Raw genomic sequence first — 21,324 nt, 5'->3', positions numbered from 1 at the left:
GCCATGACAGACGCAACCAACGATCCCGCTTCGACCGCCGGGCCGACGCCCGATCAGGCCCGCCGCGCCGATCAGGCGGATCGCGAAGCCGGAGCACCGATGCTGGCCGCCGACGGCACGCCGCTCAAGAAATCGCTGGCCCGCTCGCTACGCATCCAGAAAGCCCGCGCGCTGATGCTGGTGGCGCCGCTGCTGATCTTCGTATTGGTGACCTTCATCGCGCCCATCGGCGACATGCTGTTCCGCTCCGTCGAGAACCAGATCGTCTCCGAGACGCTGCCGCGCACGGCCGCGCGCATCGGCGAATGGGATGCCAATTCGGGTGAGGCGCCGGACGAACAGACCTTCGAGGCGCTCTACTACGATCTCTTCATCGCCGAGGCCCGCAAGGAACACACCCGCCTCGGCACGCGTCTGAACTACGAACAGACCGGCATGTCGTCGCTGTTCCGCCGCTCCGGACGCAGTCTTGACGATATCTCGGATGTCTATCTCGATCAGTTCGAAGACATGAACGAAGCCTGGGACGAGGCGCGTCCCTGGGCCGAACTGATGGGCGAGCCCGACTGGATCGTCGATCAGGAAGAGTTCGACGCCGCCGAGATGGAAGGCCGCATGCCCGCCTTCCGGGTCCGCGACGAGATGCTGGAGCTTCTGCCGCGCACCGCCGCGACCTACGAGACCTTCGCGCGCTTCGCCCAGACCGAGGATGAGGACAGCCCGCTCGAGGAAGAGCCGTGGGGTCTTGTCCATACGGCGCTCTACTACGACCTGATGGAAGCGGACGTGTCGGGCTATAACGGCCCGCAAGCGGCGCTTCTGAAGGAAGCCGACGCGGCAGTCGCCGATTTCGAGAGCGTGAACTTCAAGGAAGGCATGCTTGAGATCGACGAGGATTGGGGCTCGGTCGAGACCTGGACCACGTTGCAGATGTATTCGCCCGATTACACTTCGGGCTACTTCCTGAACGCGGTCGACATGCAGAAGACCGCGGATGGTCCGGCGCTCCGCGACGCGGATGAGCGGATCTATGGCCTCCTGTTCAAGCGTACGCTCTTCATGTCGCTGGTTATCACGTTCAGCTGTATCGCGCTGGCCTATCCGGTGGCGTACCTGCTGTCGAACCTGCCCGCGCGCACGGCGAACCTTCTGATGATCCTCGTCCTACTGCCGTTCTGGACGTCGCTTCTGGTGCGGACCTCGGCCTGGAAGGTGATGCTGCAGCAACAGGGGGTGATCAACGATGTCCTCGTCTGGCTGGGCATCGTCGCGGATGAGAGCCGATTGGTCATGATCAACAACCAGTTCGGCACGATCGTCGCCATGACGCATATCCTGCTGCCCTTCATGATCCTGCCGATGTATTCGGTGATGTCGACGATCCCGCCCTCCTACGTCCGCGCGGCGAAATCGCTGGGCGCGACCAACACGACGGCGTTCTGGCGGGTCTATTTCCCGCAATCGGTGCCGGGCATTGGCGCGGGCTCGATCCTCGTCTTCATCCTGTCCATCGGCTACTACATCACGCCGGAGATCGTGGGCGGTACGACGGGTACCTTCATCTCGAACCGGATCGCCTATCACATCTCGTCATCGCTCAACTGGGGCCTTGCGGCCGCGCTCGGCTCGATCCTTCTGGTGGTCGTCCTGGTGCTCTACTGGGCCTATGACCGGATCGTCGGCATCGACAACGTCAAGCTGGGAGGCTGAGCCATGAGTGAGGTTGTACTGACCGAAGCAAAGACCCAGCCGCTTGGTTTCTCTGCCGGGGTGGTCGGGGCCGCGGGCGCCTTCTTCGGGTTGTTCGTCGGCACATCCCAAGGGTCGGGCCTTATGGGCATCGTCCTCGGGGGCGTGATTTGCGCGGCACTTACCGTGGCCGCGATGAAGTTTCTGGGCACAGAGATGGAGAAGACCTTCAAATACGGTCTCATCGCCATCTTCCTCGTCGCGGGCTTCGTCTTCGGCGGCCTGCCGGGGGCCATCGTGCTTGGCCTCTTCGGCTGGTTCCTGGGCTGGTTCATCTACTGGATCGGGCGCCGTCGCTACCGCGAAAAGCTGGTGCCCTATCTGACCGGCGGTCAGGTGCTGTGGCATTACGCCTTCCGCGTTCTTTGCGGCGCGATCCTCGTGTTCCTCATCACGCCGATCCTCGTGGTGATGCCGCTGTCGTTCAACGCCGAGGACTTCTTCACCTTCACGCCGGAGATGCTGCGCCTCGATCCCGAGGGCTACAGCCTGAAGCATTACCGCGACTTCCTGACCAACCCCGAATGGACGAGCGCTGTCTGGAACTCGGTGCGCGTGGCGCCGGTTGCGACGTTGATCTCGGTGACGTTGGGCACGCTCGCGGCCATTGGCCTGTCGCAAAGCCACGTGCCGGGACGTCAGGCGATCATGGCGATCCTGATCTCGCCGATGATCGTGCCGCTGATCATCTCGGCCACCGGCATGTACTTCTTCTACTCGAAGATCGGCATCGTCGGCACCTATTGGGGCGTCGTTCTGGCCCACGCGGTGCTGGGCATTCCCTTCGTCATCATCACGGTGACCGCGACGCTTGTGGGCTTCGACAAATCGCTTGTGCGGGCCTCCGCGAACCTGGGCGCGAACCCGGTGCGGACGTTCTTCAAGGTGCAGATGCCACTTATCCTGCCGGGTGTGATCTCGGGCGGTCTCTTCGCTTTCATCACATCGTTCGATGAAGTGGTGGTGGTGATCTTCATCGGTTCGGCCGAGCTCCAAACGCTGCCCTGGCAGATGTTCACGGGTCTGCGCGAACAGATCTCGCCCACCATTCTGGCAGCGGCGACGATCCTCGTCTGTATCTCCATCGCGCTTCTGGCGACGGTCGAGGTGCTGCGCCGCCGGTCTGAGCGTCTGCGCGGTCTGAGCCCGAGCTGACATGGTCAAGGCACGGCTCGCACGGGTCCTTCATCCCGTTGAGCGCGCGCTCGACCGTCTGAGGCCCGCGCGGCGGCGCGCGGACCTCGTCATCGACCCCTATCTTGGCTACGCCACGCCCTCGGAGATCATCCTCCGGGGGCGTGTGCTGACAGCGCTGCGGCGCACCGCGCCTGATCCCGACGGGTCGTGGTGGACGAACCTGCGTCAGATGGTGTCGCTTTTTCTCACGAAAGAGGTGGCGGCGGTGCCGGTGCGCTGCGGCGACACCGAGGCGCTGACCGACGAGGAGGGGTATTTCGACCTGCACCTTCCCCGGGGCGATGCCGCGCCGGGCTGGGTCGTCTTCGACGTGACGCTCGACGGCGAGGGGCGGCAGCTTGAAGCTCTGGTCGTGGCCCCCGACGCGCCCTTCGGCGTGATCTCCGACATCGATGACACGGTGCTCGAGACCGGGGCCTATTCGCTCCTGCGCAACCTCTGGACGTCGCTCACGGGCAATGCGCTCACCCGGCAGATATTCCCCGATGCGGTCGATCTGATGAAGGGCTTCCGAGCGGCGGGCGCGCCCGTCTTTTTCGTGTCCTCATCGCCCTGGAATCTGCACCATTTTCTCGTGCGGATCTTCCAGCGCTTCGACATGCCGAAAGCGCCGATCTTCCTGCGCGATCTGGGCCTGTCCAAGACGCAGTTTATCTCCGGCACCCATGGCGATCACAAGGGCTCGGCCATCGACGCGATCCTCGCGGCCAATCCGGGCCTGCCCTTTGTGCTGGTGGGCGATACCGGCCAGCATGACCCGCCGGTCTATCTGGCAGCGGCAGAGCGGCATCCCGGGCGGATCATCCGGGCGATCTTTCGCGAACCGGGTGAGGGCGCGGATCACCGCGATGCCGAAGCGATGGAGGCCTTGCGGGCGCTGGGTGTGCGCGTCGAGTCTGGGCGCGATTATTCGGATGTCGACGTGTAAGCCGCCTAGGCCGAAGCCTTCACTCCGAACGGCTCACACCGCGCCCGACAGAAGATCCATCCCCATCCGCACGGCGGTGATCAACAGGAACATCCCGAAGGTCAGACGCAGCGCGCGGGGCGGGATGGCATGGGCAATCGCCACACCGACACGGGCGAACAGCGTCGAGAGCGGGATGATCAGCACCGCGAGCAGCACGTTGACATAGCCAAGCGAGAAGGGCGGCAGGCCATCCGCGCCCCAGCCCGTGATGACGTAGATGATCGAGGCCGGCAGCCCGATCAGGAAACCGATCGCCGCCGACGTGCCCACGGCCTTGCGGATGTCGTAGCCCAGGAAGTTCAGGAGCGGCACGCAGACGGTGCCGCCGCCGATGCCCATCATCGCCGAGACGCCGCCCGCGAAGACGCCGAACCCTGCCCAGACAGGCTTAGAGAAGCTGCGCGGCGCCACTTCGGGCGACGGGTTGCGCAGGATCATGTTGCCCGCAACGACGAGGGCCACCACCGCGAAGACCGCGATCAGCACATAGCCCGAGACGAGCCCGCCAAGGATGGAGCCGATCACGACACCGACGAGGATGGCAGGCGCCCAGAGCTTCAGAATGGCAAAATCGATGGAGCCCTTCTTGTAATGGCCCCAGCTTGACGAAATCGAGGTGAAGACGATGGTCGACAGCGACGTGCCGACCGCGACCTGCATGATCAGCGCCGGGTCCATGTCGGTCAGCGACAGTGCCAGGTAGAGGCCCGGCACGATGACGATGCCGCCGCCCACGCCCAGGAGACCCGCCAGCGTGCCGCCGACGATGCCGGAGCCCGCGGCAACCGCAGCCAATGTCAGAAGCGTCGATGTGTCGAGACCCTCCATCGGGTCCTCCTTCCTTCGTCTATTCTGTATACAATTGAGCGGTGGAATAGTTCCCGCAGCGGCAAAAGGAAACGCCCGGTTCTTGCAAACCGGGCGTGCGTTCCTGCCAAACGTCGAGGATCAGGCGCGGACGAGATCCTCGTAGCTTTGTGCGATATCGCGGGTTAGGGCGCCCACTTCGAAGTGGTAATCGCCGATCTGGCCAACGGGGGTGACCTCTGCGGCGGTGCCGGTCAGCCAGCATTGCTCGAAGCCTTCCAGCTCCTCGGGCATGATGTGGCGCTCATGCACCTTGACGCCGCGCTCCTCGAGCATGCCGATCACGGTCTGGCGCGTCAGCCCGTTGAGGAAGCAATCGGGCAGCGGTGTATGCACTTCGCCGTCCTTGACGAAGAAGATGTTGGCGCCCGTCGCCTCGGCCACGTAGCCGCGATAATCCATGAACAGCGCGTCCGAGCAGCCTTTGGCCTCGGCCGCGTGCTTCGACGTGGTGCAGATCATGTAGAGGCCCGCGGCCTTGGCATGGACCGGGATCGTCTCGGGCGAGGGGCGCTTCCACTTGGAAATGTCGAGCTTGGCGCCCTTCATTTTCGCATCGCCGTAATAGCTGCCCCATTCCCAGGCCGCGATGGCGAGACGGACGGGATTTTTCTTGGCGGCGACGCCCATATCCTCGCCCGCGCCGCGCCAGGCGACTGCGCGCACATAGGCGTCGGTAAAGCCGTTGGCCGCGAGCACTTCCGCCTTGGCCTTCTCGATTTCGTCGACCGAATAGGGGATCTCGAAATCGAGCTCGCCTGCGGAGAAATGCAGCCGCTCGGAATGCTTGCGGGAGAGGAAGATCTTGCCGTTATAGGCGCGCTCGCCCTCGAAGACGGAGCTTGCGTAGTGCAACCCGTGGGTCAGCACATGCACATTGGCGGCGCGCCAGTCGACCAGCTGGCCGTCCATCCAGATTTTTCCGTCGCGGTCGTCATATGCTCCGGCCATTGGGCTCACTCCCTTTGCGCACATCCGTGCAATTTCCATAAGTTGCGTAAGTTACGTCCGAAACGGACATAAAATTTCACAAAAACTGAGATTCGCTATCATTGCGATCTTGGAATGTCAACAAGACTGACTTAACCTGTTCTGAAAAATGCAAGGGACAGGCATGGCTGAACCGGATCATAATTCTCCGATCGGGGGAGAGACGCTGCTGTTCCTGACGGACGATCAGCTTCGTCAGGGGATCGAGGCGATGTTCTTCGCCTATCGCGGTTTCACGGCCGACCCCGACCGCATCCTCGCCGATTATGCCTACGGGCGCGCACATCACCGGGCGCTGCATTTCATCAATGGGGCGCCCGGGACCACGGTCAACAACCTCTTGTCGATCCTCGGGGTCACGAAGCAATCGCTGAACCGTGTCTTGCGCACGCTGATCGGGGATGGCCTTGTCGAAAGCCGGGTGGGGCGGTCGGACAAGCGCGAGCGGCATCTTTACCTGACGGATCAGGGTGCCGAACTGGAACGCGCTCTGTCGGACGCGCAGCGCGCGCGGATGCGCAGGGCCTACCGGGATGCGGGGCCGGAGGCCGTGTCGGGGTTCAAGCGCGTGCTCGAGGCGATGATGGACCCCGAGATGAAGCGGCAATATTCCGCGCTGAGGGAGGGACGGGGATGAGCGATCCCGACGCACATCTGCTGATCGTCGATGATGACGAGCGCATTCGGGGCCTGTTGCAGAAATTCCTGATGCGGCACGGGTTTCTGGTCTCGGCGGCGCGCGATGCAGGCCATGCGCGGCGGATCCTGACCGGGCTCGATTTCGACCTGATCGTGCTCGACGTGATGATGCCGGGCGAGGACGGGGTGAGCCTGACGCGCTTCATTCGGGAAAATTCCGCGACGCCGATCCTGCTTCTGACCGCCCGGGCCGAGACCGAGGATCGCATTGCCGGGCTCGAGGCGGGCGCCGACGATTACCTCGCCAAGCCCTTCGAGCCGAAAGAGCTTCTGCTCCGGATCAACGCGATCCTGCGGCGCATGCCCGAGGTCGAGCCCGAGGCGGCGCAGCCCAAGGTGATCTCGCTCGGGCCCATCCGATACGATGTGGAGCGCGGCGAAATGTGGCGCGGCGAGGATCCGGTGCGGCTGACCGCGACCGAGGCGCAGCTCATGCGGATCTTCTGCAAGACGCCGGGAACGGCCCTGTCGCGCAACCAGCTTGTTGAAGAACTGGGCCGTGACAAGGGGCAGGCGCAGGAGCGCGCGGTCGACGTGCAGATCACACGTCTGCGCCGCAAGCTCGAGGCCAATCCCAAGGAGCCGCGCTATCTGCAAACCGTGCGCGGCGCGGGGTACATGCTGTCGCCCGATTGAGGGTCATTGTCTGACCGGGCGAGGCGCCGCCCCGGCATCGAGCCGGGACGGCGCCTGCGAGAGACGCTGTCTCTCGCGCTCTCTGGAGGTATTTCCGGTCCGGTCGTGACAGGGCGTGGTTCTGCACGCCATGGGTGGTACGCGGAGGTGAAAAAGGGCTTGGGCGTTTCGCGGTTGTCCCCGGCGTCTATTCGGGATTTCCTGCGGCGGGACCGACGGAGGCATTCATGGCAACAGCACTGATCACCCACGACGCGGCGCTGCGTCACGAAACGCCGCCGGGACATCCCGAGCGGATCGCGCGGATCGAGCATCTTCTGCATGCGCTCGCCGGGTTCGACCTTGTCCGCGTCGCGGCGCAGATCGCGGGCGACGAGGATATCGAGCGGTGCCATCCGGCAAGCTATATCGGCTCGCTCGAAGGGCATGCGCCCGCGCGGGGCTTTCACCAGGTGGATGGCGACACGTTCCTGTCGCCGGGCAGCCTCGAGGCGGCGCGGTGCGGCGTGGGCGGCGTGATCGAGGCGGTGGACATGGTCGTCGGCGGCAAGGTCGCCAATGCCTTCGTCGCCATGCGGCCGCCCGGACATCATGCCGAGCGGCAGAAGAGCATGGGCTTCTGTTTTTTCGGCAACGCGGCGATCGGGGCGAAATACGCGCTGGACGTTCTGGGGCTGGAGCGCGTGGCGGTGGTGGATTTCGACGTGCATCACGGCAATGGCACGCAGGACCTTCTGTGGCACGAGAAGCGCGCGCTTTTTGTCTCCTCGCATCAATCGCCGCTCTGGCCGGGCAGCGGCGAGCCCCATGAGACGGGCGCGCATGACAATGTGCTGAACGTCCCCCTGCCGCCGGGCTCGGACGGCGCGCGCATGCGTGCGGTCTACGAGGATCGCGTCTTCCCGCGTCTCAAGGCCTTCGCGCCCGAGCTGATCATCGTCTCGGCGGGCTTCGATGCGCATCGCGCCGATCCGCTGGCCAACCTCAACTGGGAGAATGACGATTTCGCCTGGGTGACCGAGCAGCTTTGCGCCATCGCGGCAGAGGTCAGCAGCGGGCGCGTGGTCTCGACACTGGAGGGCGGCTATGATCTTCAGGCGCTGAGCGAAGCAGGGGCCGCGCATGTGGCGGCGTTGATGGAGGCAGGCCGATGAGTGACACAGACACCCCCGTCGAGGAGATGAGCTTCGAGGCCGCGATGCGCGCGCTCGAGCAGGTCGTGGGCCAGCTGGAACGCGGCGACGTGCCGCTCGAGGATTCGATCAAGCTCTATGAGCGCGGCGCGGCACTGAAGAAGCGCTGCGAGCAGAAGCTCAAGGAAGCCGAGGAGAAGGTCGCGGCGATCACCCTCGATGCCGAGGGACAGCCCGCTGGCACGAAGCCCGTCGATCCGCAGTAATCCGCGATGTTCGAGGCCGGGCTGAAGCAGGCACAGGCCCGGATCGAGGCCGGGTTCGACGCATGGGCCGCGCGCGCGCCGCGCCTGCCCGTGACCGATGCCATGCGCTATGCGGTACGAGGCGGAAAACGTCTGCGTGGCTATCTGGCCCTGGAAAGCGCGCGCTTGCACGGGATCGAGGGAGGCCTGAACCCCGCGCTCGCGATCGAGGCCATCCATGCCTACAGCCTCGTACACGACGATCTGCCCTGCATGGATGACGACGATCTGCGTCGCGGTCAGCCGACCGTGCATCGCAAATGGGACGAAGCGACCGCCGTGCTGGTGGGCGACGCGCTTCAGAGTCTGGGCTTCGAGATGTGTCTTTCGCCTGAATGCCATGCGGATGCGGCTGTGCGTGCCGATCTGGCGCTGAGCCTCGCGCGCGCCGCGGGGGCCGAGGGCATGGTGCTGGGGCAGGCCCTCGATATCGCGGCGGAAAGTGCGGCAACGCCACTGACGCTGGACGAGATCACCGCCTTGCAGGCAGGCAAGACCGGGGCGCTGATCGTCTGGCCCGCGGAGGCAGGCGCGCGGCTTGCGGGCGCGAACCCCGCGCCAATGCGCGCCTATGCCGAGGCGCTGGGACTCGCTTTCCAGATCGCCGACGATATCCTCGATGTCGAGGGCGACGCGCAGGCCATGGGAAAGGCCGCGGGCAAGGATGCGGCGCGCGGCAAGGCCACCTTCGTGTCGCATCTGGGGCTTGATGGGGCAAAAACGCGCGCATCCGAGCTGGTGGACAGCGCTTGTGACGCCCTATCTCCTTACGGGGCAGAGGCGCGCGGCTTGATTGACGCGGCACGCTTCGTTATCGCCCGCAAGACCTGAGACCGCGTCCGCCGCACAGGGCGCGACGCCAAGGAGAGCCGAACGCCCATGTCCGACCGACCGCAAACGCCGCTGCTTGACCGGGTCCAGGTGCCTGCCGATCTCAAGGGGTTCTCCGACCGCGAATTGCGCCAGGTGGCCGACGAGCTGCGGTCAGAGACGATTTCGGCGGTGTCGGAAACGGGCGGCCATCTGGGCGCAGGGCTCGGCGTGATCGAGTTGACCGTCGCACTCCATGCGGTCTGGGACGCGCCGCGCGACAAGATCATCTGGGATGTGTCGCATCAAAGCTACCCGCACAAGATCCTGACCGGCCGCCGTGACCGCATCCGCACGATCCGCCAGCAGGACGGCTTGTCGGGCTTCACAAAGCGCTCCGAAAGCCCCTATGACCCGTTCGGTGCGGCGCATAGCTCCACCTCGATCTCGGCGGCGCTGGGCTTTGCTGCTGCGCGCGATCTGGGCGGTGCGTCAGAGACCGGGCATGGCGATGCGATCGCCGTGATCGGGGATGGCGCCATGTCGGCGGGCATGGCCTACGAGGCGATGAACCATGCAGGTCATCTGGGCAAGCGGCTGATCGTGATCCTCAACGACAACGAGATGTCCATCGCGCCGCCGGTGGGGGCGATGTCCTCCTACCTGTCGCAGCTTTACGCGGAGGCGCCGTTCCAGTCGCTGAAGGATGCCGCCAAGGGGGCGGTGTCGCTGTTGCCGGAGCCCTTCCGCGAAGGCGCCAAGCGGGCGCGGGACATGGTCAAGGGCATGGCCGTGGGCGGCACCTTGTTCGAAGCGCTCGGGTTTTCCTATCTCGGCCCGATCGACGGGCATGACATGGACAGCCTGCTGCCGGTCCTGCGCACCGTGAAGGCGCGGGCGCATGGCCCGATCCTCATTCACGTGGTGACCCAGAAGGGCAAGGGCTACGCGCCCGCAGAGGGTCGGCCCGATCGCGGGCATGCCACCGCGAAATTCGACGTCATCTCGGGCGAGCAGAAGAAAGCGCCGTCGAACGCGCCGTCCTATACCAAGGTCTTCGGGGAAACGCTGGTGCAGCTGGCCTCCGAGGACAGCCGCATCTGCGCGGTGACGGCGGCGATGCCGGACGGCACGGGGCTGAACCTGATGGCCGAGCGCTACCCGTCGCGCACCTTCGATGTGGGAATCGCGGAGCAGCATGGCGTGACTTTCGCCGCGGGCCTCGCGGCGGGGGGCATGCGGCCCTTCGCGGCGATCTATTCGACCTTCCTGCAGCGCGGTTATGACCAAGTCGTGCATGACGTGGCGATCCAGCGCCTTCCGGTGCGGTTCGCCATTGACCGTGCGGGACTCGTGGGTGCGGATGGCGCGACCCATGCGGGATCCTTCGACACGGCGTTTCTTGCGAACCTTCCGGGCTTTGTCGTGATGGCGGCGGCCGACGAGGCGGAGCTGAAGCACATGGTCGCCACGGCGGCGGCGCATGACGACGGGCCCATCGCCTTCCGGTATCCGCGTGGCGAGGGCGTCGGTGTCGAGATGCCTGAACGCGGCGAGGTGCTGAAGATCGGAAAGGGCCGCATGATCCGGGAGGGCAGCCGGGTGGCGCTTCTGTCCTTCGGGGCGCGGCTCAAGGAAGTGACAGAGGCGGCAGAGGCGCTCGAGGCGCGGGGTATCAGCCCCAGCGTGGCCGATGCGCGCTTCGCAAAGCCGCTCGACCGGGATCTGATCCTGAAACTCGCCGCAGAGCATGAGGCGTTGATCTGCATCGAGGAAGGCGCCGTCGGCGGCTTCGGCAGCCATGTCGCGCAGCTTCTGGCCGAGGCGGGTGTCTTCGATACCGGGCTCAAGTACCGCTCCATGGTGCTGCCGGATATCTTCATCGACCAGGCGAGCCCTGCGGATATGTACCACGTGGCCGGGCTCAATGCGGCGGATATCGAGGCCAAGGTGCTCGAGACGCTGGGTGTCGCCCAGATGGGGCGGCGCGCCTGATCGCCTGATCCGCTGGGTCACTTATCCGACTGTTTCTTATCTGAATGTGCGCGTGCCGCGCGCATTTCTGGCCCGCTGATCGTGCCGATCATCGGGCGGTCAGAGGGGCCTTGCCCCTCTCTTGGCGGCAGGCCGCCAATTCACACCCCGCGCGTTTCTTCGGAAAGGTGAAGATGCCACGAGTTTGGTCGGGGCCGGACAGGGCGCGCCCGGCACGGGCACCGGCGGGAGCCGATGCGGCAAATTAGGGCGCCCCGTCTTCGCCCTTCAGGAGAGCGGCGAGGCCTGCGCGGTAATCGGGATAGAGAAGCCGGAAGTCGAGATCGCCCTTGATCTTCGCATTCGAGACGCGCTTGTTATCGGCATAGAAGCTGCGCGCCATGTCGGACATCTCGGCCTCGGCGAAGGGCACTTCAGGGGGCACGGGCAACCCCAGCAGCTTGGCTGCATGGGCGATGACGTCTTGCGGCGGGGCGGGTTCGTCGTCGCAGAGATTGTAGACCGCGCCGGGATCGGGCGCTTCGATCGATGCGTGAAGCGCGCGGGCGATATCCTCCACATGGATGCGGCTGAAGACCTGACCGGGTTTCACGATGCGCTGCGCGCGCCCCGCGCGGACCTTGGCAAAGGGGCCACGGCCTGGCCCATAGATGCCCGCGAGGCGGAAAATATGCATGGGCAGGTCCGGGATCGCGGACCAGGCGGCTTCGGCTTCGACGCGGGCCTGCCCGCGCGCGCCGGTGGGCGCGAGAGGGGCGGTTTCGTCGATCCATGCGCCATCCGCATCGCCGTAGACGCCGGTGGTCGACAGGTAGCCCGCCCAGTCGAGATGGGGCGCGCGCTGCGCGATCGCGTCATGGGCGAGCTGCAGGGCGGGATCACCATCCTCTCCGGGTGCGGCGGAGATCAGCAGATGAGTCGCGCGGAGCAGGGCCGCTTCGATGGCATCCTTCTCCCACAGGATCGGGGTGATGCCGGTGGCGCGCAGACCATCCATCTTGGCGGGATCGCGGGTCGTGCCGATCACCTCCCAGCCCTGGGGCAGAAGGCGCCGTGCAAGGGCCCGCGCGGAATAGCCGTGACCGAGGGAAAGCAAAATCTGTGTCATGGGCGCGACCCTGCGCGGATCGGCGCCGCTTGGCAAGCGATTGGGCAAGGGCCCGCCGAGGCCGCATCTCCGTCCTTTTCAAGCGGCACCGCCCTGCGCAAAGGTCGGCCTGTCTTCACCACCTGGAGTGCGCCGATGCGCCGATCTGCCCCCTGTCTTCTGACCGCGTTTCTGCTGTCCGCCTGTGCGCCTGTCTCGATGCCGGACATTTCCACCCGCGGCTTCCTGATGATGGAGCCCGAGACCCAGAGCGTGGTCATCCCCGACAGGATTCCGCTGCATCCGAACGAAACGCCGGAGTTGCGCGCGCTGATCAACGAATACGCGGATTTCTATGACGTGCCCCGCCCATTGGTGCACCGCGTGATCGTGCGGGAAAGCACGCACAGGCCTTGGGCGCGGAACGGGCCCTATTACGGCCTGATGCAGATCCTGCCCGAGACCGCGGGCACGATGGGCTTTCGCGGTCAGCCGTCGGACCTGCTCGATGCGGAAACCAATCTGAAATACGCGGTGAAGTACCTGCGCGGCGCCTGGCTTCTGTCGGACGGCTCCTATGACACGGCTGTCAAATGGTATTCCCGGGGCTATTACTATGAGGCCAAGCGGCAAGGCATGCTGGTCGAAACGGGTCTGCGGCCCGGCTGAGCGTCAGGTCGCGTAATCGGAGCCTTCTTCATCCAGAAGCGCGCGCAGCTCCGCCAAGTGGCGGATGTCCTGTTCGGGATAAGATTCGAGCTCGCGCGCGGTCTTTTCCGCGATCTCCGCGCTCAGCACCTTGAGCGGACGGCCGGTCTGCAGCGCGAGCATGTAGTTACGTGCCGCGCGTTCGAAGTAGTAGAGCCGGTTCCAGGTCTCGGCCACGGTATCGCCGATCACGAGGATACCGTGATTGCCCATCACCATCACCCGCGCCTTGGGATCGGTGAATTGCGCGGCACAGCGCGCGCCTTCATCCTCGAAGGCCAGTCCGCCGTAATCGCGGTCGATCACCACGCGGTCGTAGAACATCGTCGCGTTCTGGTCGACGGGCGGCAGCGTCGGATCCTCAAGCGAGGCGAGGGCTGTGGCGTAGGGCGAATGGACATGCATCACGCAGCGCGCCCAGCTCACATGCCGGTGCATGCCGCCATGCAGGCCCCAGGCGGTGGGATCAGGGGCGTCGGGGCCCTTCATCGTCGCCGGATCCTCGGCATCCACAAGGATGAGATCGGAGGCGCGGATGCGCGCAAAGTGCCTCTGGTTGGGGTTCATCAAGAAGCGCGTGCCGCTGTCATTGACTGCAACCGAGAAATGGTTCGCGACGCCTTCATGCAGGTTCTCCCGCACGGCCCAGCGAAACGCGGCGGCGAGATCGCAGCGCATCTCCCAATGATCAATATTGGCGATGGGGCGGGCGTCGTTCATGTCATGTCCTTTGCCATGAGGTCGGGCAGATCGCCGGTCAGCCCTGCGGCTTCACGCATGAAGCTGCGGCGCAGACCGGGCATGCTGTTCACCGCCTTCATACCAAGATCGCGCGCGGTGCGCAGCAGGCTCGAATCGTTGGAGAACAACCGGTTGAACACATCCGTCGCGATCCCGAGGGCCGCGGTGTCGAAGCGGCGCCAGCGGGCGTAGCGGTCCAGCACCGCATCGCTGCCCAAGGCCTCGCCCCGTCGCTTGGCCGCAGTCAGCACATGGGCGAGGGCGGCCACGTCGCGCAGACCGGCATTTAGGCCCTGGCCCGCGATGGGATGGATGCCATGGGCCGCATCCCCCACGAGCGCCACGCGCGGGGCGGTGAAGCTTTGTGCAAGCGTCAGGTTCAGCGGATAGGTATAGCGCGCGCCCGCCAAGGATATCTTGCCCAGGAAATCTCCGAAGCGCGGGCGCAGAACGCTGAGATATTCGGCATCGGAGAGCCCGTTGATCTCCTCGGCGAGGCCGCGCCGCTCGCTCCACACGATGGAGGAGCGATTACCGGTCAGGGGAAGGATCGCCAGCGGTCCCGACGGCAGGAAGAGCTGATGCGCCACGCCATGATGAGGCCACTCATGGGCGATGGCGCAGACCAGCGCCGTCTGCGGATAATCCCACCCGGTCCGGCCGATGCCTGCGCGCTGCGCGGTGCCGCTTTGGCGACCATCGGCGCCGACGATCAGATCGGCAGTCAGCTGCCCGCCATCCGCAAACGTCAGGGTCGCGCACCGATCGGTGACGCTTTGCGCCACGACGCGCGTGTCGTTCCGATGATCGATGCCGGGGGTCGCATCGAGCTTGTCCAGCATCGCCCGGCGCAGGTAACGGTCCTGGATCATGTAGCCCATCGGGCCTTCTTCCAGCTCGGCTGCGTCGAAATGGAGGCCAAGCGCCACGGCGGCATCGCCCACGCGCCCATCCGTGACCTTGATCTCGCGCATGGGCTGGGCGTCGGGCTCGAGGATGTCCCACAATCCCAGATTGCGCAGCAGCCGGGTGGAGGCCAGCGCCATGGCATAGCTGCGGCCGTCGAACTCGGGATCGTCCTGCACCGCGCGTGGGGCCGCATCCAGAAGCGTGACGGACAGGCCCGCCTGTGCGAGCGCGAGGGCCGTGGCGCCACCCGCGAGGCCGCCGCCGACGATGGCGATATTGGTATCATTGCTCATGGGGCCGAATATGCCTCGCGTGGTGGCATTGTCCATGAGGCGCAGCGCCGCTAGCGTGGCCGCGACAAGGAAAGGGCGCGCGGATGACGGATTGGACAGGCATGGAGGCGGTCGCACTGGGCCGTGGCATCGAGGCGGGCGAGATCGACCCCGTCGCGCTGACCGAGGCGTTTCTCGACAAGATCGACGCCCATCCGTTCCGCGACCGCATCTATGCCCGCGTGACCCATGAGCGCGCCCGCGCCGAGGCCCGGGCCGCTGCAGAACGGGCGCGGCTGGGCTTGCGTCGCTCGATCCTCGATGGCGTTCCGGTCAGCTGGAAGGACCTGTTCGATACGGCGGGCATCGTGACTGAAGCCGGGTCGGCCATGCTGAAGGACCGGGTGCCCAGCCGCGATGCGGAGGTCTTGCAGGCCGCGACGGCGATGGGGCTTGTCTGCCTTGGCAAGACGCATCTGTCGGAGCTGGCCTTCTCGGGGCTGGGCCTGAACCCGGTGATGGAGACGCCGCCTTGCGTGAACGACGAAGGGGCTGTCGCGGGGGGATCGTCCTCTGGCGCTGCGGCCTCCGTGGCTTTCGGGCTCGCGGCGGCGGGCATCGGCTCCGACACGGGGGGATCGGTGCGCGTGCCGTCGGCCTGGAATGACCTTGTCGGGCTGAAGACCACGTCGGGGCTCCTGTCGCTCGATGGTGCCGTGCCGCTGGCCAAGCGGTTCGACACGGTGGGTCCGCTTGCCCGCAGCGTCACGGATGCCGCGGCCCTTCTAGGCGCGCTGCAGGGCCGGGCCGGGCCGGATATGCGCGGGACGGGGAGCCTGGCCGGGCGTCGTTTCGCGCAGCTGACCACCATTGCGCAGGACGATCTGCGCCCGGAAGTGGCCAAGGGATACGCCGATGCGCTGGGCCGCCTGCGCGCGGCAGGGGCCGAGATCGTCGACATGGCCTTTCCGGATCTCGAAGGTCCGATGGGCGATGCGGGCATTCTCTACACCGGGGAGGCCTGGGGCCTTTGGGGTGATACGATCGAGGTCGCGGGCGACAAGATGTTCGCACCGATCAAGGCGCGGTTCGAAAGCGGGCGCGATGTCAGCGCGGGCCAATACGTGGCGGCCTGGGAGCGGCTCGAGGCGGTGCGCGTGACGTGGCACCGGGCCGTCGGGGGGTTCGACGCGGTGATCCTGCCCACGACGCCCAATATCGCCCCGAATACAACCCGGCTGATGGAAGAAAACGACTACTACGTCACCGAGAACCTCCTGACCCTGCGCAATACGCGGATCGGAAATCTCATGGGGGTGTCGGGCGTCACGCTGCCCACCGGGGCGCCCTCCGTTGGGCTTTCGCTGCTGGGCGCGCCCATGGCGGAGGCCCGGATTTTGCGCGTGGCCGCCGCGGTTGAGGCGGTCTTGCGGTAAGTTCCCCTTCGGGCCTTTGTGGCGGGCATGCGATTTTCCTGCCACAGGTGCCTGAACCTTCGGGGAAATTCTGGACGCGGGGCCGGCGGCTGACGTATCCTGCGGCCAAAGCGGGGCGTGAATGATCCCGTATCCATGAGGCAGTTGAGCATGTTTCCCGAACGGTTTTCGGACCTTCCGGCCTATGCGTTCCCGCGTCTGCGGGCGCTTCTTGACGCCCATCGTCCGGGCGGAGAGCCGGTACACATGACGATCGGAGAGCCGCGACACCCGTTTCCGGACTGGGTGGGCGACGTGCTGGCCGCGAATGTGGACGGATTCGCACGCTATCCTGTCAATGAAGGCTCGGACACTCTGCGCCGTGCGATCACCGATTGGCTCGGGCGCCGCTACGATGTCGATCTCGATCCCGAAACGCGGGTCATGGCGCTCAACGGCACGCGCGAGGGGCTGTACAATGCCGCAATGGCGCTCTGCCCCGAGACGAAGGATGGCCAATCGCCCATCATCCTGACGCCGAACCCTTTCTACCAGGTCTATGCCGTCGCGGCCCTGTCCGTGGGCGCGGAGCCCATATTCGTGCCTGCCACCGCCGAGACCGGCCATTTGCCCGATTACGCCGCCCTGCCGCCCGAGACGCTGCGCCGCACGGCGCTGGCCTACCTGTGCTCGCCTGCGAACCCGCAAGGCGCTGTGGCGACGCGCGATTATTGGCAAACACTGATCGGCTTGGCCGAGGAATACGATTTCCAGATCCTCGCCGATGAATGCTATTCCGAGATCTACCGCGATGCGCCGCCCACCGGCGCGCTCGAGGTGGCCCGCGACATGGGCGTGTCGCCCGAACGGGTCGTTGTGTTCCACTCGCTGTCCAAACGCTCCAACGTGCCGGGGTTGCGGTCGGGCTTCGTGGCAGGCGGACCCGAGACGATCCGGCGCATCAAGCAATTGCGCGCCTATGCGGGCGCGCCCCTGCCGATGCCCTTGCAGGCCGTGGCCGAAAAACTCTGGTCCGACGAGGCGCATGTGGCCGAGAACCGCGCGCTTTATGTCGAGAAATATGATATCGCGGACGAGATTTTCCGCGATGTGAAAGGGGCCGCGGCCCCCGAGGCGGGCTTTTTCCTGTGGCTGCCCGTCGAGGATGGCGAGGCCGCCGCGCTGAAGCTCTGGCAGGAAACCGGCGTGCGGGTTCTGCCCGGTGCCTATCTGTCGCGGGATGTGGGCCCGGTAGAGGCCTCCGAGGCGATGGGGCACAACTCCTCCGGCAATCCGGGGCAGGGATTTATCCGCGTGGCGATGGTGGCGCCCCGGGACGAGACACGGGACGGGCTGACGCGTCTGCGCGCCTGTCTCTACGACTGAACGACGACAAGAAAAAAAGACCAACGTGAGGCGATGAATGGCTTATCCGACACGGGGACGCGAACCGCTGTTTGACAGCGACATGCAGGCGGCGATCGAGAAGCGCGGCAAGGAACTGATGGGCATCCTGCTCGTCGCGGTCGGTTTGATGACGGCGGCGATGGTCGGCTCCTATGCGCCGTCCGATCCGTCCTGGATCGCGGCCACGGATGCGCCGGTGCAGAACTGGATGGGCAAGCTGGGCGCGGCTGTTGCAGCACCTCTTTACATGATCGTCGGGCGCGGCTCCTGGGCCATTGCCGCGGTTCTGGTGGTCTGGGGCCTGCGCATGATCCTGCATCGCGGCGAAGAGCGCGCGATGGGCCGGGTCATCTTCGCGCCGATCTGGATCGCGCTTCTGTCGATCTTCGCCGCAGGCCAGGTGCCGGGGCCCGACTGGACCCACAGCTTCGGCATGGGCGGTCTGTTCGGCGACATGGCCATGGGCTCCGTCCTGACCTTCCTGCCCTTGGGGGCGGGCGCATCGCTCAAGCTCGCCATGCTGGTCTTCGGCGTCTTCGTTCTGGTCTTCGGCGCCTTCGTTCTGGGCTTCACCCAGCGCGAGATGGCGCATGCCGGGCGTGCTGCCCTGATCGGTCTCGTGATGGCCTATGCCGCGTTCCTGCGTGTGCTGGGGCAGGGGGCGAATGGCGCGATGCGCGGTGCCCAGGCCGTGCAATCGGCCCATGAAGCCCGCCGTCAGGCCCGCGCCGAGGAGGCCGCGCAAGCCCAAGCCTTCGCCGCGGCCCAGGCGCAGGTGCCCGCACCGCAAGCCCGGACCGCACCGCGCGCAACCGACCGCGTCATCCGTGCCGAGCCGCAGCTGACAGCCAGCCGCAATCCCGGAGCGCGCGTGGTCCCCGCCGCGGGTGCTGCAATGCCGATGGCGGCCTCCCAAGCCGCTTATGCCGATGAGGACGACCTCTTCGAGCCCGACTGGCAGCCCGAACCGCAGCCGGAACGCGGCTCCTTCCTGTCGCGCCTGATGCCGCGCAGCGAACCCGTCGAGCCTCAGCCCGAATTGGTGGAGCCTGACCTGGCACCCGATGCCGATATGCCGGAGGATGCCCGCGTTTCGGCCAAGATCGCCGATGCCGTGAAAGCCAAGCTGCGCCGTGTGCCGGAGGCCCGTGTCGTTGCAGAGGCTCCGCTGACCAAGGGCCGCGGCCGTCGCCCTGATCCGCTGATCTATACTCCCGCGCCGACCGGTCTCCGGGCCGAGCCGCCGCTCACATCGGGCATGTCCAACGCGGCCGCCACTGCAGCGACGGGCGTTTCCGCCGCCGCGGGTTTTGCCGCCGGGGCCGCGACACGCGCGATGCCTGCCGCACCGCAAGACACCGCGGCACCGCAGGAGACCGCCCCTCGCAGCATGCCCGCCGCACCGCAGGAGACGGCAGCCCATCGCGTGCTGGAGCGCGCGCCCGTCGCCGTGCCGCCTGCGCCGCAAGACGAGCGTTTCGTCGCGGTCGAGGACGATGCCGACATGGAGATGGATGAGGACGGATACATCGCCCCCGATTTCGGCGATCACGCGCCCGAGCCTGCCGTGTCGCGTCCCGTCGTGCCGGTGGCCCAGCCCAAGAAGGTCGTGCAGCCCGCCGCGCGCAAGCCCGTGCAGCCCTCCAAGCGCGCTCGCGCCGAAGCGCAGCCGAGCCTCGCCTTCGAGGATGGCGCCGACGATTTCGAGCTGCCGCCGCTGTCGCTACTGGCAAATCCCGACGGGATCGAACGGCACCACCTCTCCGATGAAGCGCTCGAGGAAAACGCGCGGATGCTCGAGGTCGTGCTCGACGATTACGGCGTGAAGGGCGAGATCGTTTCGGTGCGTCCGGGCCCCGTCGTCACCATGTACGAGCTGGAGCCCGCGCCGGGTCTCAAGGCCTCCCGCGTGATCGGGCTTGCCGACGATATCGCGCGCTCGATGTCGGCGCTGTCCGCGCGTGTCTCCACCGTGCCGGGCCGGTCGGTGATCGGGATCGAACTGCCCAATGATAAGCGCGAGATGGTGTCCTTCCGCGAGATCCTCTCGTCGCGCTCCTACGGCGATGGCACGCAGCGTCTGCCCTTGGCGCTGGGCAAGGATATCGGCGGGGATCCCATGGTCGCGAACCTCGCCAAGATGCCCCACCTGCTGATCGCCGGTACGACGGGTTCGGGTAAGTCGGTGGCGATCAACACGATGATCCTGTCGCTGCTCTACAAGCTGACGCCCGAAGATCTGCGCCTCGTGATGATCGACCCGAAGATGCTGGAACTCAGCGTCTATGACGGCATCCCGCACCTGCTGAGCCCTGTCGTTACCGATCCCAAGAAGGCCGTCGTCGCGTTGAAATGGGTCGTGGGCGAGATGGAAGACCGCTACCGAAAGATGTCCAAGATGGGCGTGCGGAACATCGACGGCTATAATGGCCGGGTCGAGGATGCGCTCGGCAAGGGCGAGATGTTCTCGCGCACGGTGCAGACGGGCTTTGACGACGAGACGGGCGAGCCGGTCTTCGAGACCGAAGAGTTCGAGCCCAAGAAGATGCCCTATATCGTCGTGATCGTGGACGAGATGGCCGACCTGATGATGGTCGCGGGCAAGGAGATCGAGGCCTGCATCCAGCGTCTGGCGCAGATGGCACGGGCCTCGGGCATCCACCTCATCATGGCCACGCAGCGCCCGTCGGTCGACGTCATCACCGGCACGATCAAGGCGAACTTCCCGACCCGGATCTCGTTCCAGGTGACCTCCAAGATCGACAGCCGCACCATCCTTGGTGAGATGGGCGCCGAGCAGCTTCTGGGTCAGGGCGACATGCTCTATATGGCTGGCGGCGCCAAGATCACCCGCTGCCACGGTCCGTTTGTCTCCGATGAAGAGGTCGAGGAGGTCGTGAACCACCTCAAGGCCTTCGGTCCGCCCTCTTACGTGGGCGGCGTCGTCGAAGGTCCGGCCGAGGAGAAGGCCGAGAACATCGACGCCGTGCTGGGCCTCAACACCGGCGGAAATACGGGCAACGAGGACGCGCAATACGACGAGGCGGTGGAGATCGTCGCGCGGGACCGCAAATGCTCGACCTCCTACATCCAGCGCAAGCTCGGCATCGGCTACAACAAGGCCGCGCGGCTGGTGGAGCAGATGGAGGAGAACGGCGTCGTCTCCGCCGCGAACCACGTGGGCAAGCGCGAGATCCTGATCCCCGAGCCTGTTTAAACGATGCTTCGAAGCGTTCCGGCCCTGGGCCGGGACGCCCGATCGCCCGCCTCGGCGCGGAGACCTTGCCGCGCGCGCGAAGGCCATGCGAACCGGCGCAAAGGGCCCGTCCAAGCAATCGGATGCCGGTTTTATCGCATGGCGAAGCATCGATATCGCATATCGGCGCGTTGTACCCCATATCGATTGGCAAGAGACGCAATCAAAGGACGACACG

At 65.9% G+C, this 21,324-nt stretch carries 18 protein-coding genes; 13 read left to right on the top strand and 5 right to left on the bottom strand.

Translation table 11 applies throughout. The features are described from left to right. Window positions 1–3: 3 nt before the first annotated feature. Genes FIV09_RS16645 through FIV09_RS16635 form a run of 3 tightly spaced genes read left to right on the top strand, consistent with a single transcriptional unit; the run spans window position 4 to window position 3,874 of the window. On the top strand, window positions 4–1,710 hold the full coding sequence (locus FIV09_RS16645; RefSeq protein WP_152451708.1) for an ABC transporter permease: 1,707 nt from the start codon (window positions 4–6) through the stop codon (window positions 1,708–1,710). A 3-nt stretch (window positions 1,711–1,713) separates the two neighbouring features. After that, complete coding sequence (locus FIV09_RS16640) at window positions 1,714–2,904, top strand: ABC transporter permease (RefSeq protein WP_152451706.1); 1,191 nt, start codon at window positions 1,714–1,716, stop codon at window positions 2,902–2,904. Window position 2,905: 1 nt separating this feature from the next. Continuing rightward, the gene (locus tag FIV09_RS16635) at window positions 2,906–3,874 is read left to right on the top strand and encodes an App1 family protein (RefSeq protein ID WP_152451704.1); all 969 of its coding nucleotides are present in this window, start codon (window positions 2,906–2,908) and stop codon (window positions 3,872–3,874) included. A 33-nt stretch (window positions 3,875–3,907) separates the two neighbouring features. Here the strand turns inward: FIV09_RS16635 and FIV09_RS16630 are convergent, their stop codons facing one another. Together FIV09_RS16630 and FIV09_RS16625 are read right to left on the bottom strand one after the other, a co-directional pair. Further along, window positions 3,908–4,744, bottom strand: a complete 837-nt coding sequence (locus FIV09_RS16630; RefSeq protein ID WP_152451702.1) for a sulfite exporter TauE/SafE family protein — start codon at window positions 4,742–4,744, stop codon at window positions 3,908–3,910. A gap of 120 nt (window positions 4,745–4,864) precedes the next feature. Next, complete coding sequence (locus tag FIV09_RS16625) at window positions 4,865–5,734, bottom strand: branched-chain amino acid aminotransferase (RefSeq protein WP_152451700.1); 870 nt, start codon at window positions 5,732–5,734, stop codon at window positions 4,865–4,867. Window positions 5,735–5,897: 163 nt separating this feature from the next. Between FIV09_RS16625 and FIV09_RS16620 the strand changes: the two genes are divergently transcribed. The 6 genes from FIV09_RS16620 (at window position 5,898) to dxs (ending at window position 11,351) form a co-directional block, all read left to right on the top strand. Continuing rightward, on the top strand, window positions 5,898–6,410 hold the full coding sequence (locus FIV09_RS16620; protein ID WP_152451698.1) for a MarR family winged helix-turn-helix transcriptional regulator: 513 nt from the start codon (window positions 5,898–5,900) through the stop codon (window positions 6,408–6,410). Then, window positions 6,407–7,108, top strand: coding sequence for a response regulator (locus tag FIV09_RS16615; RefSeq protein WP_152451696.1), 702 nt, complete (start codon window positions 6,407–6,409; stop codon window positions 7,106–7,108). The genes FIV09_RS16620 and FIV09_RS16615 overlap by 4 nt, the downstream gene beginning before the upstream one ends. Window positions 7,109–7,335: 227 nt before the next feature. Continuing rightward, window positions 7,336–8,262: a histone deacetylase family protein gene (locus FIV09_RS16610; protein WP_152451694.1), complete on the top strand. Its 927-nt coding sequence runs from the start codon at window positions 7,336–7,338 to the stop codon at window positions 8,260–8,262. Then, window positions 8,259–8,507 (top strand): exodeoxyribonuclease VII small subunit, encoded by a 249-nt coding sequence (locus tag FIV09_RS16605; RefSeq protein WP_152451692.1) that lies wholly within the window; start codon window positions 8,259–8,261, stop codon window positions 8,505–8,507. Before FIV09_RS16610 ends, FIV09_RS16605 begins: the two co-directional genes overlap by 4 nt. Before the next feature lie 6 nt (window positions 8,508–8,513). Continuing rightward, window positions 8,514–9,377, top strand: a complete 864-nt coding sequence (locus tag FIV09_RS16600) for a polyprenyl synthetase family protein (protein ID WP_152451690.1) — start codon at window positions 8,514–8,516, stop codon at window positions 9,375–9,377. 48 nt (window positions 9,378–9,425) lie between these two features. Next, a complete protein-coding gene (gene dxs, locus FIV09_RS16595; protein ID WP_152451688.1) occupies window positions 9,426–11,351 on the top strand; it encodes a 1-deoxy-D-xylulose-5-phosphate synthase in 1,926 nt (641 codons plus the stop codon). Window positions 11,352–11,595: 244 nt separating this feature from the next. Here the strand turns inward: dxs and FIV09_RS16590 are convergent, their stop codons facing one another. Next, entirely contained in the window at window positions 11,596–12,459 is an 864-nt protein-coding gene (locus FIV09_RS16590; protein ID WP_152451686.1) for an SDR family oxidoreductase, read from the bottom strand. A 228-nt stretch (window positions 12,460–12,687) separates the two neighbouring features. On the opposite strand from FIV09_RS16590, the gene FIV09_RS16585 reads away from it, so the two are divergent. Then, window positions 12,688–13,107 carry a lytic transglycosylase domain-containing protein gene (locus FIV09_RS16585; RefSeq protein WP_254702362.1) on the top strand — a complete coding sequence of 140 codons (420 nt, stop codon included), beginning with the start codon at window positions 12,688–12,690 and terminating at the stop codon, window positions 13,105–13,107. Window positions 13,108–13,110: 3 nt separating this feature from the next. Here the strand turns inward: FIV09_RS16585 and FIV09_RS16580 are convergent, their stop codons facing one another. Both FIV09_RS16580 and FIV09_RS16575 read right to left on the bottom strand, forming a co-directional pair. Then, the gene (locus FIV09_RS16580) at window positions 13,111–13,866 is read right to left on the bottom strand and encodes a class II aldolase and adducin N-terminal domain-containing protein (protein WP_152451684.1); all 756 of its coding nucleotides are present in this window, start codon (window positions 13,864–13,866) and stop codon (window positions 13,111–13,113) included. After that, window positions 13,863–15,089 (bottom strand): UbiH/UbiF/VisC/COQ6 family ubiquinone biosynthesis hydroxylase, encoded by a 1,227-nt coding sequence (locus FIV09_RS16575; RefSeq protein WP_152451682.1) that lies wholly within the window; start codon window positions 15,087–15,089, stop codon window positions 13,863–13,865. Before FIV09_RS16575 ends, FIV09_RS16580 begins: the two co-directional genes overlap by 4 nt. A gap of 83 nt (window positions 15,090–15,172) precedes the next feature. Here FIV09_RS16575 and FIV09_RS16570 point away from each other — a divergent pair, with 83 nt between their 5' ends. The 3 genes from FIV09_RS16570 to FIV09_RS16560 all read left to right on the top strand — a co-directional run bounded on the left by FIV09_RS16570 (window position 15,173) and on the right by FIV09_RS16560 (window position 21,107). Next, window positions 15,173–16,504 (top strand): amidase, encoded by a 1,332-nt coding sequence (locus FIV09_RS16570; RefSeq protein ID WP_152451680.1) that lies wholly within the window; start codon window positions 15,173–15,175, stop codon window positions 16,502–16,504. Window positions 16,505–16,654: 150 nt separating this feature from the next. Next, window positions 16,655–17,869, top strand: a complete 1,215-nt coding sequence (locus tag FIV09_RS16565) for an aminotransferase class I/II-fold pyridoxal phosphate-dependent enzyme (RefSeq protein WP_152452689.1) — start codon at window positions 16,655–16,657, stop codon at window positions 17,867–17,869. Between the two features lie 37 nt (window positions 17,870–17,906). Further along, entirely contained in the window at window positions 17,907–21,107 is a 3,201-nt protein-coding gene (locus FIV09_RS16560) for a DNA translocase FtsK (RefSeq protein WP_152451678.1), read from the top strand. Window positions 21,108–21,324 lie beyond the last annotated feature (217 nt).

Origin of the sequence: Roseivivax sp. THAF197b, assembly GCF_009363255.1 — a bacterium.
Classification (GTDB): Bacteria; Pseudomonadota; Alphaproteobacteria; order Rhodobacterales; family Rhodobacteraceae; genus Roseivivax.
The sequence above is the reverse complement of the archived record's forward strand: the minus strand, read 5'-3'. Positions and strand labels throughout refer to the sequence as shown.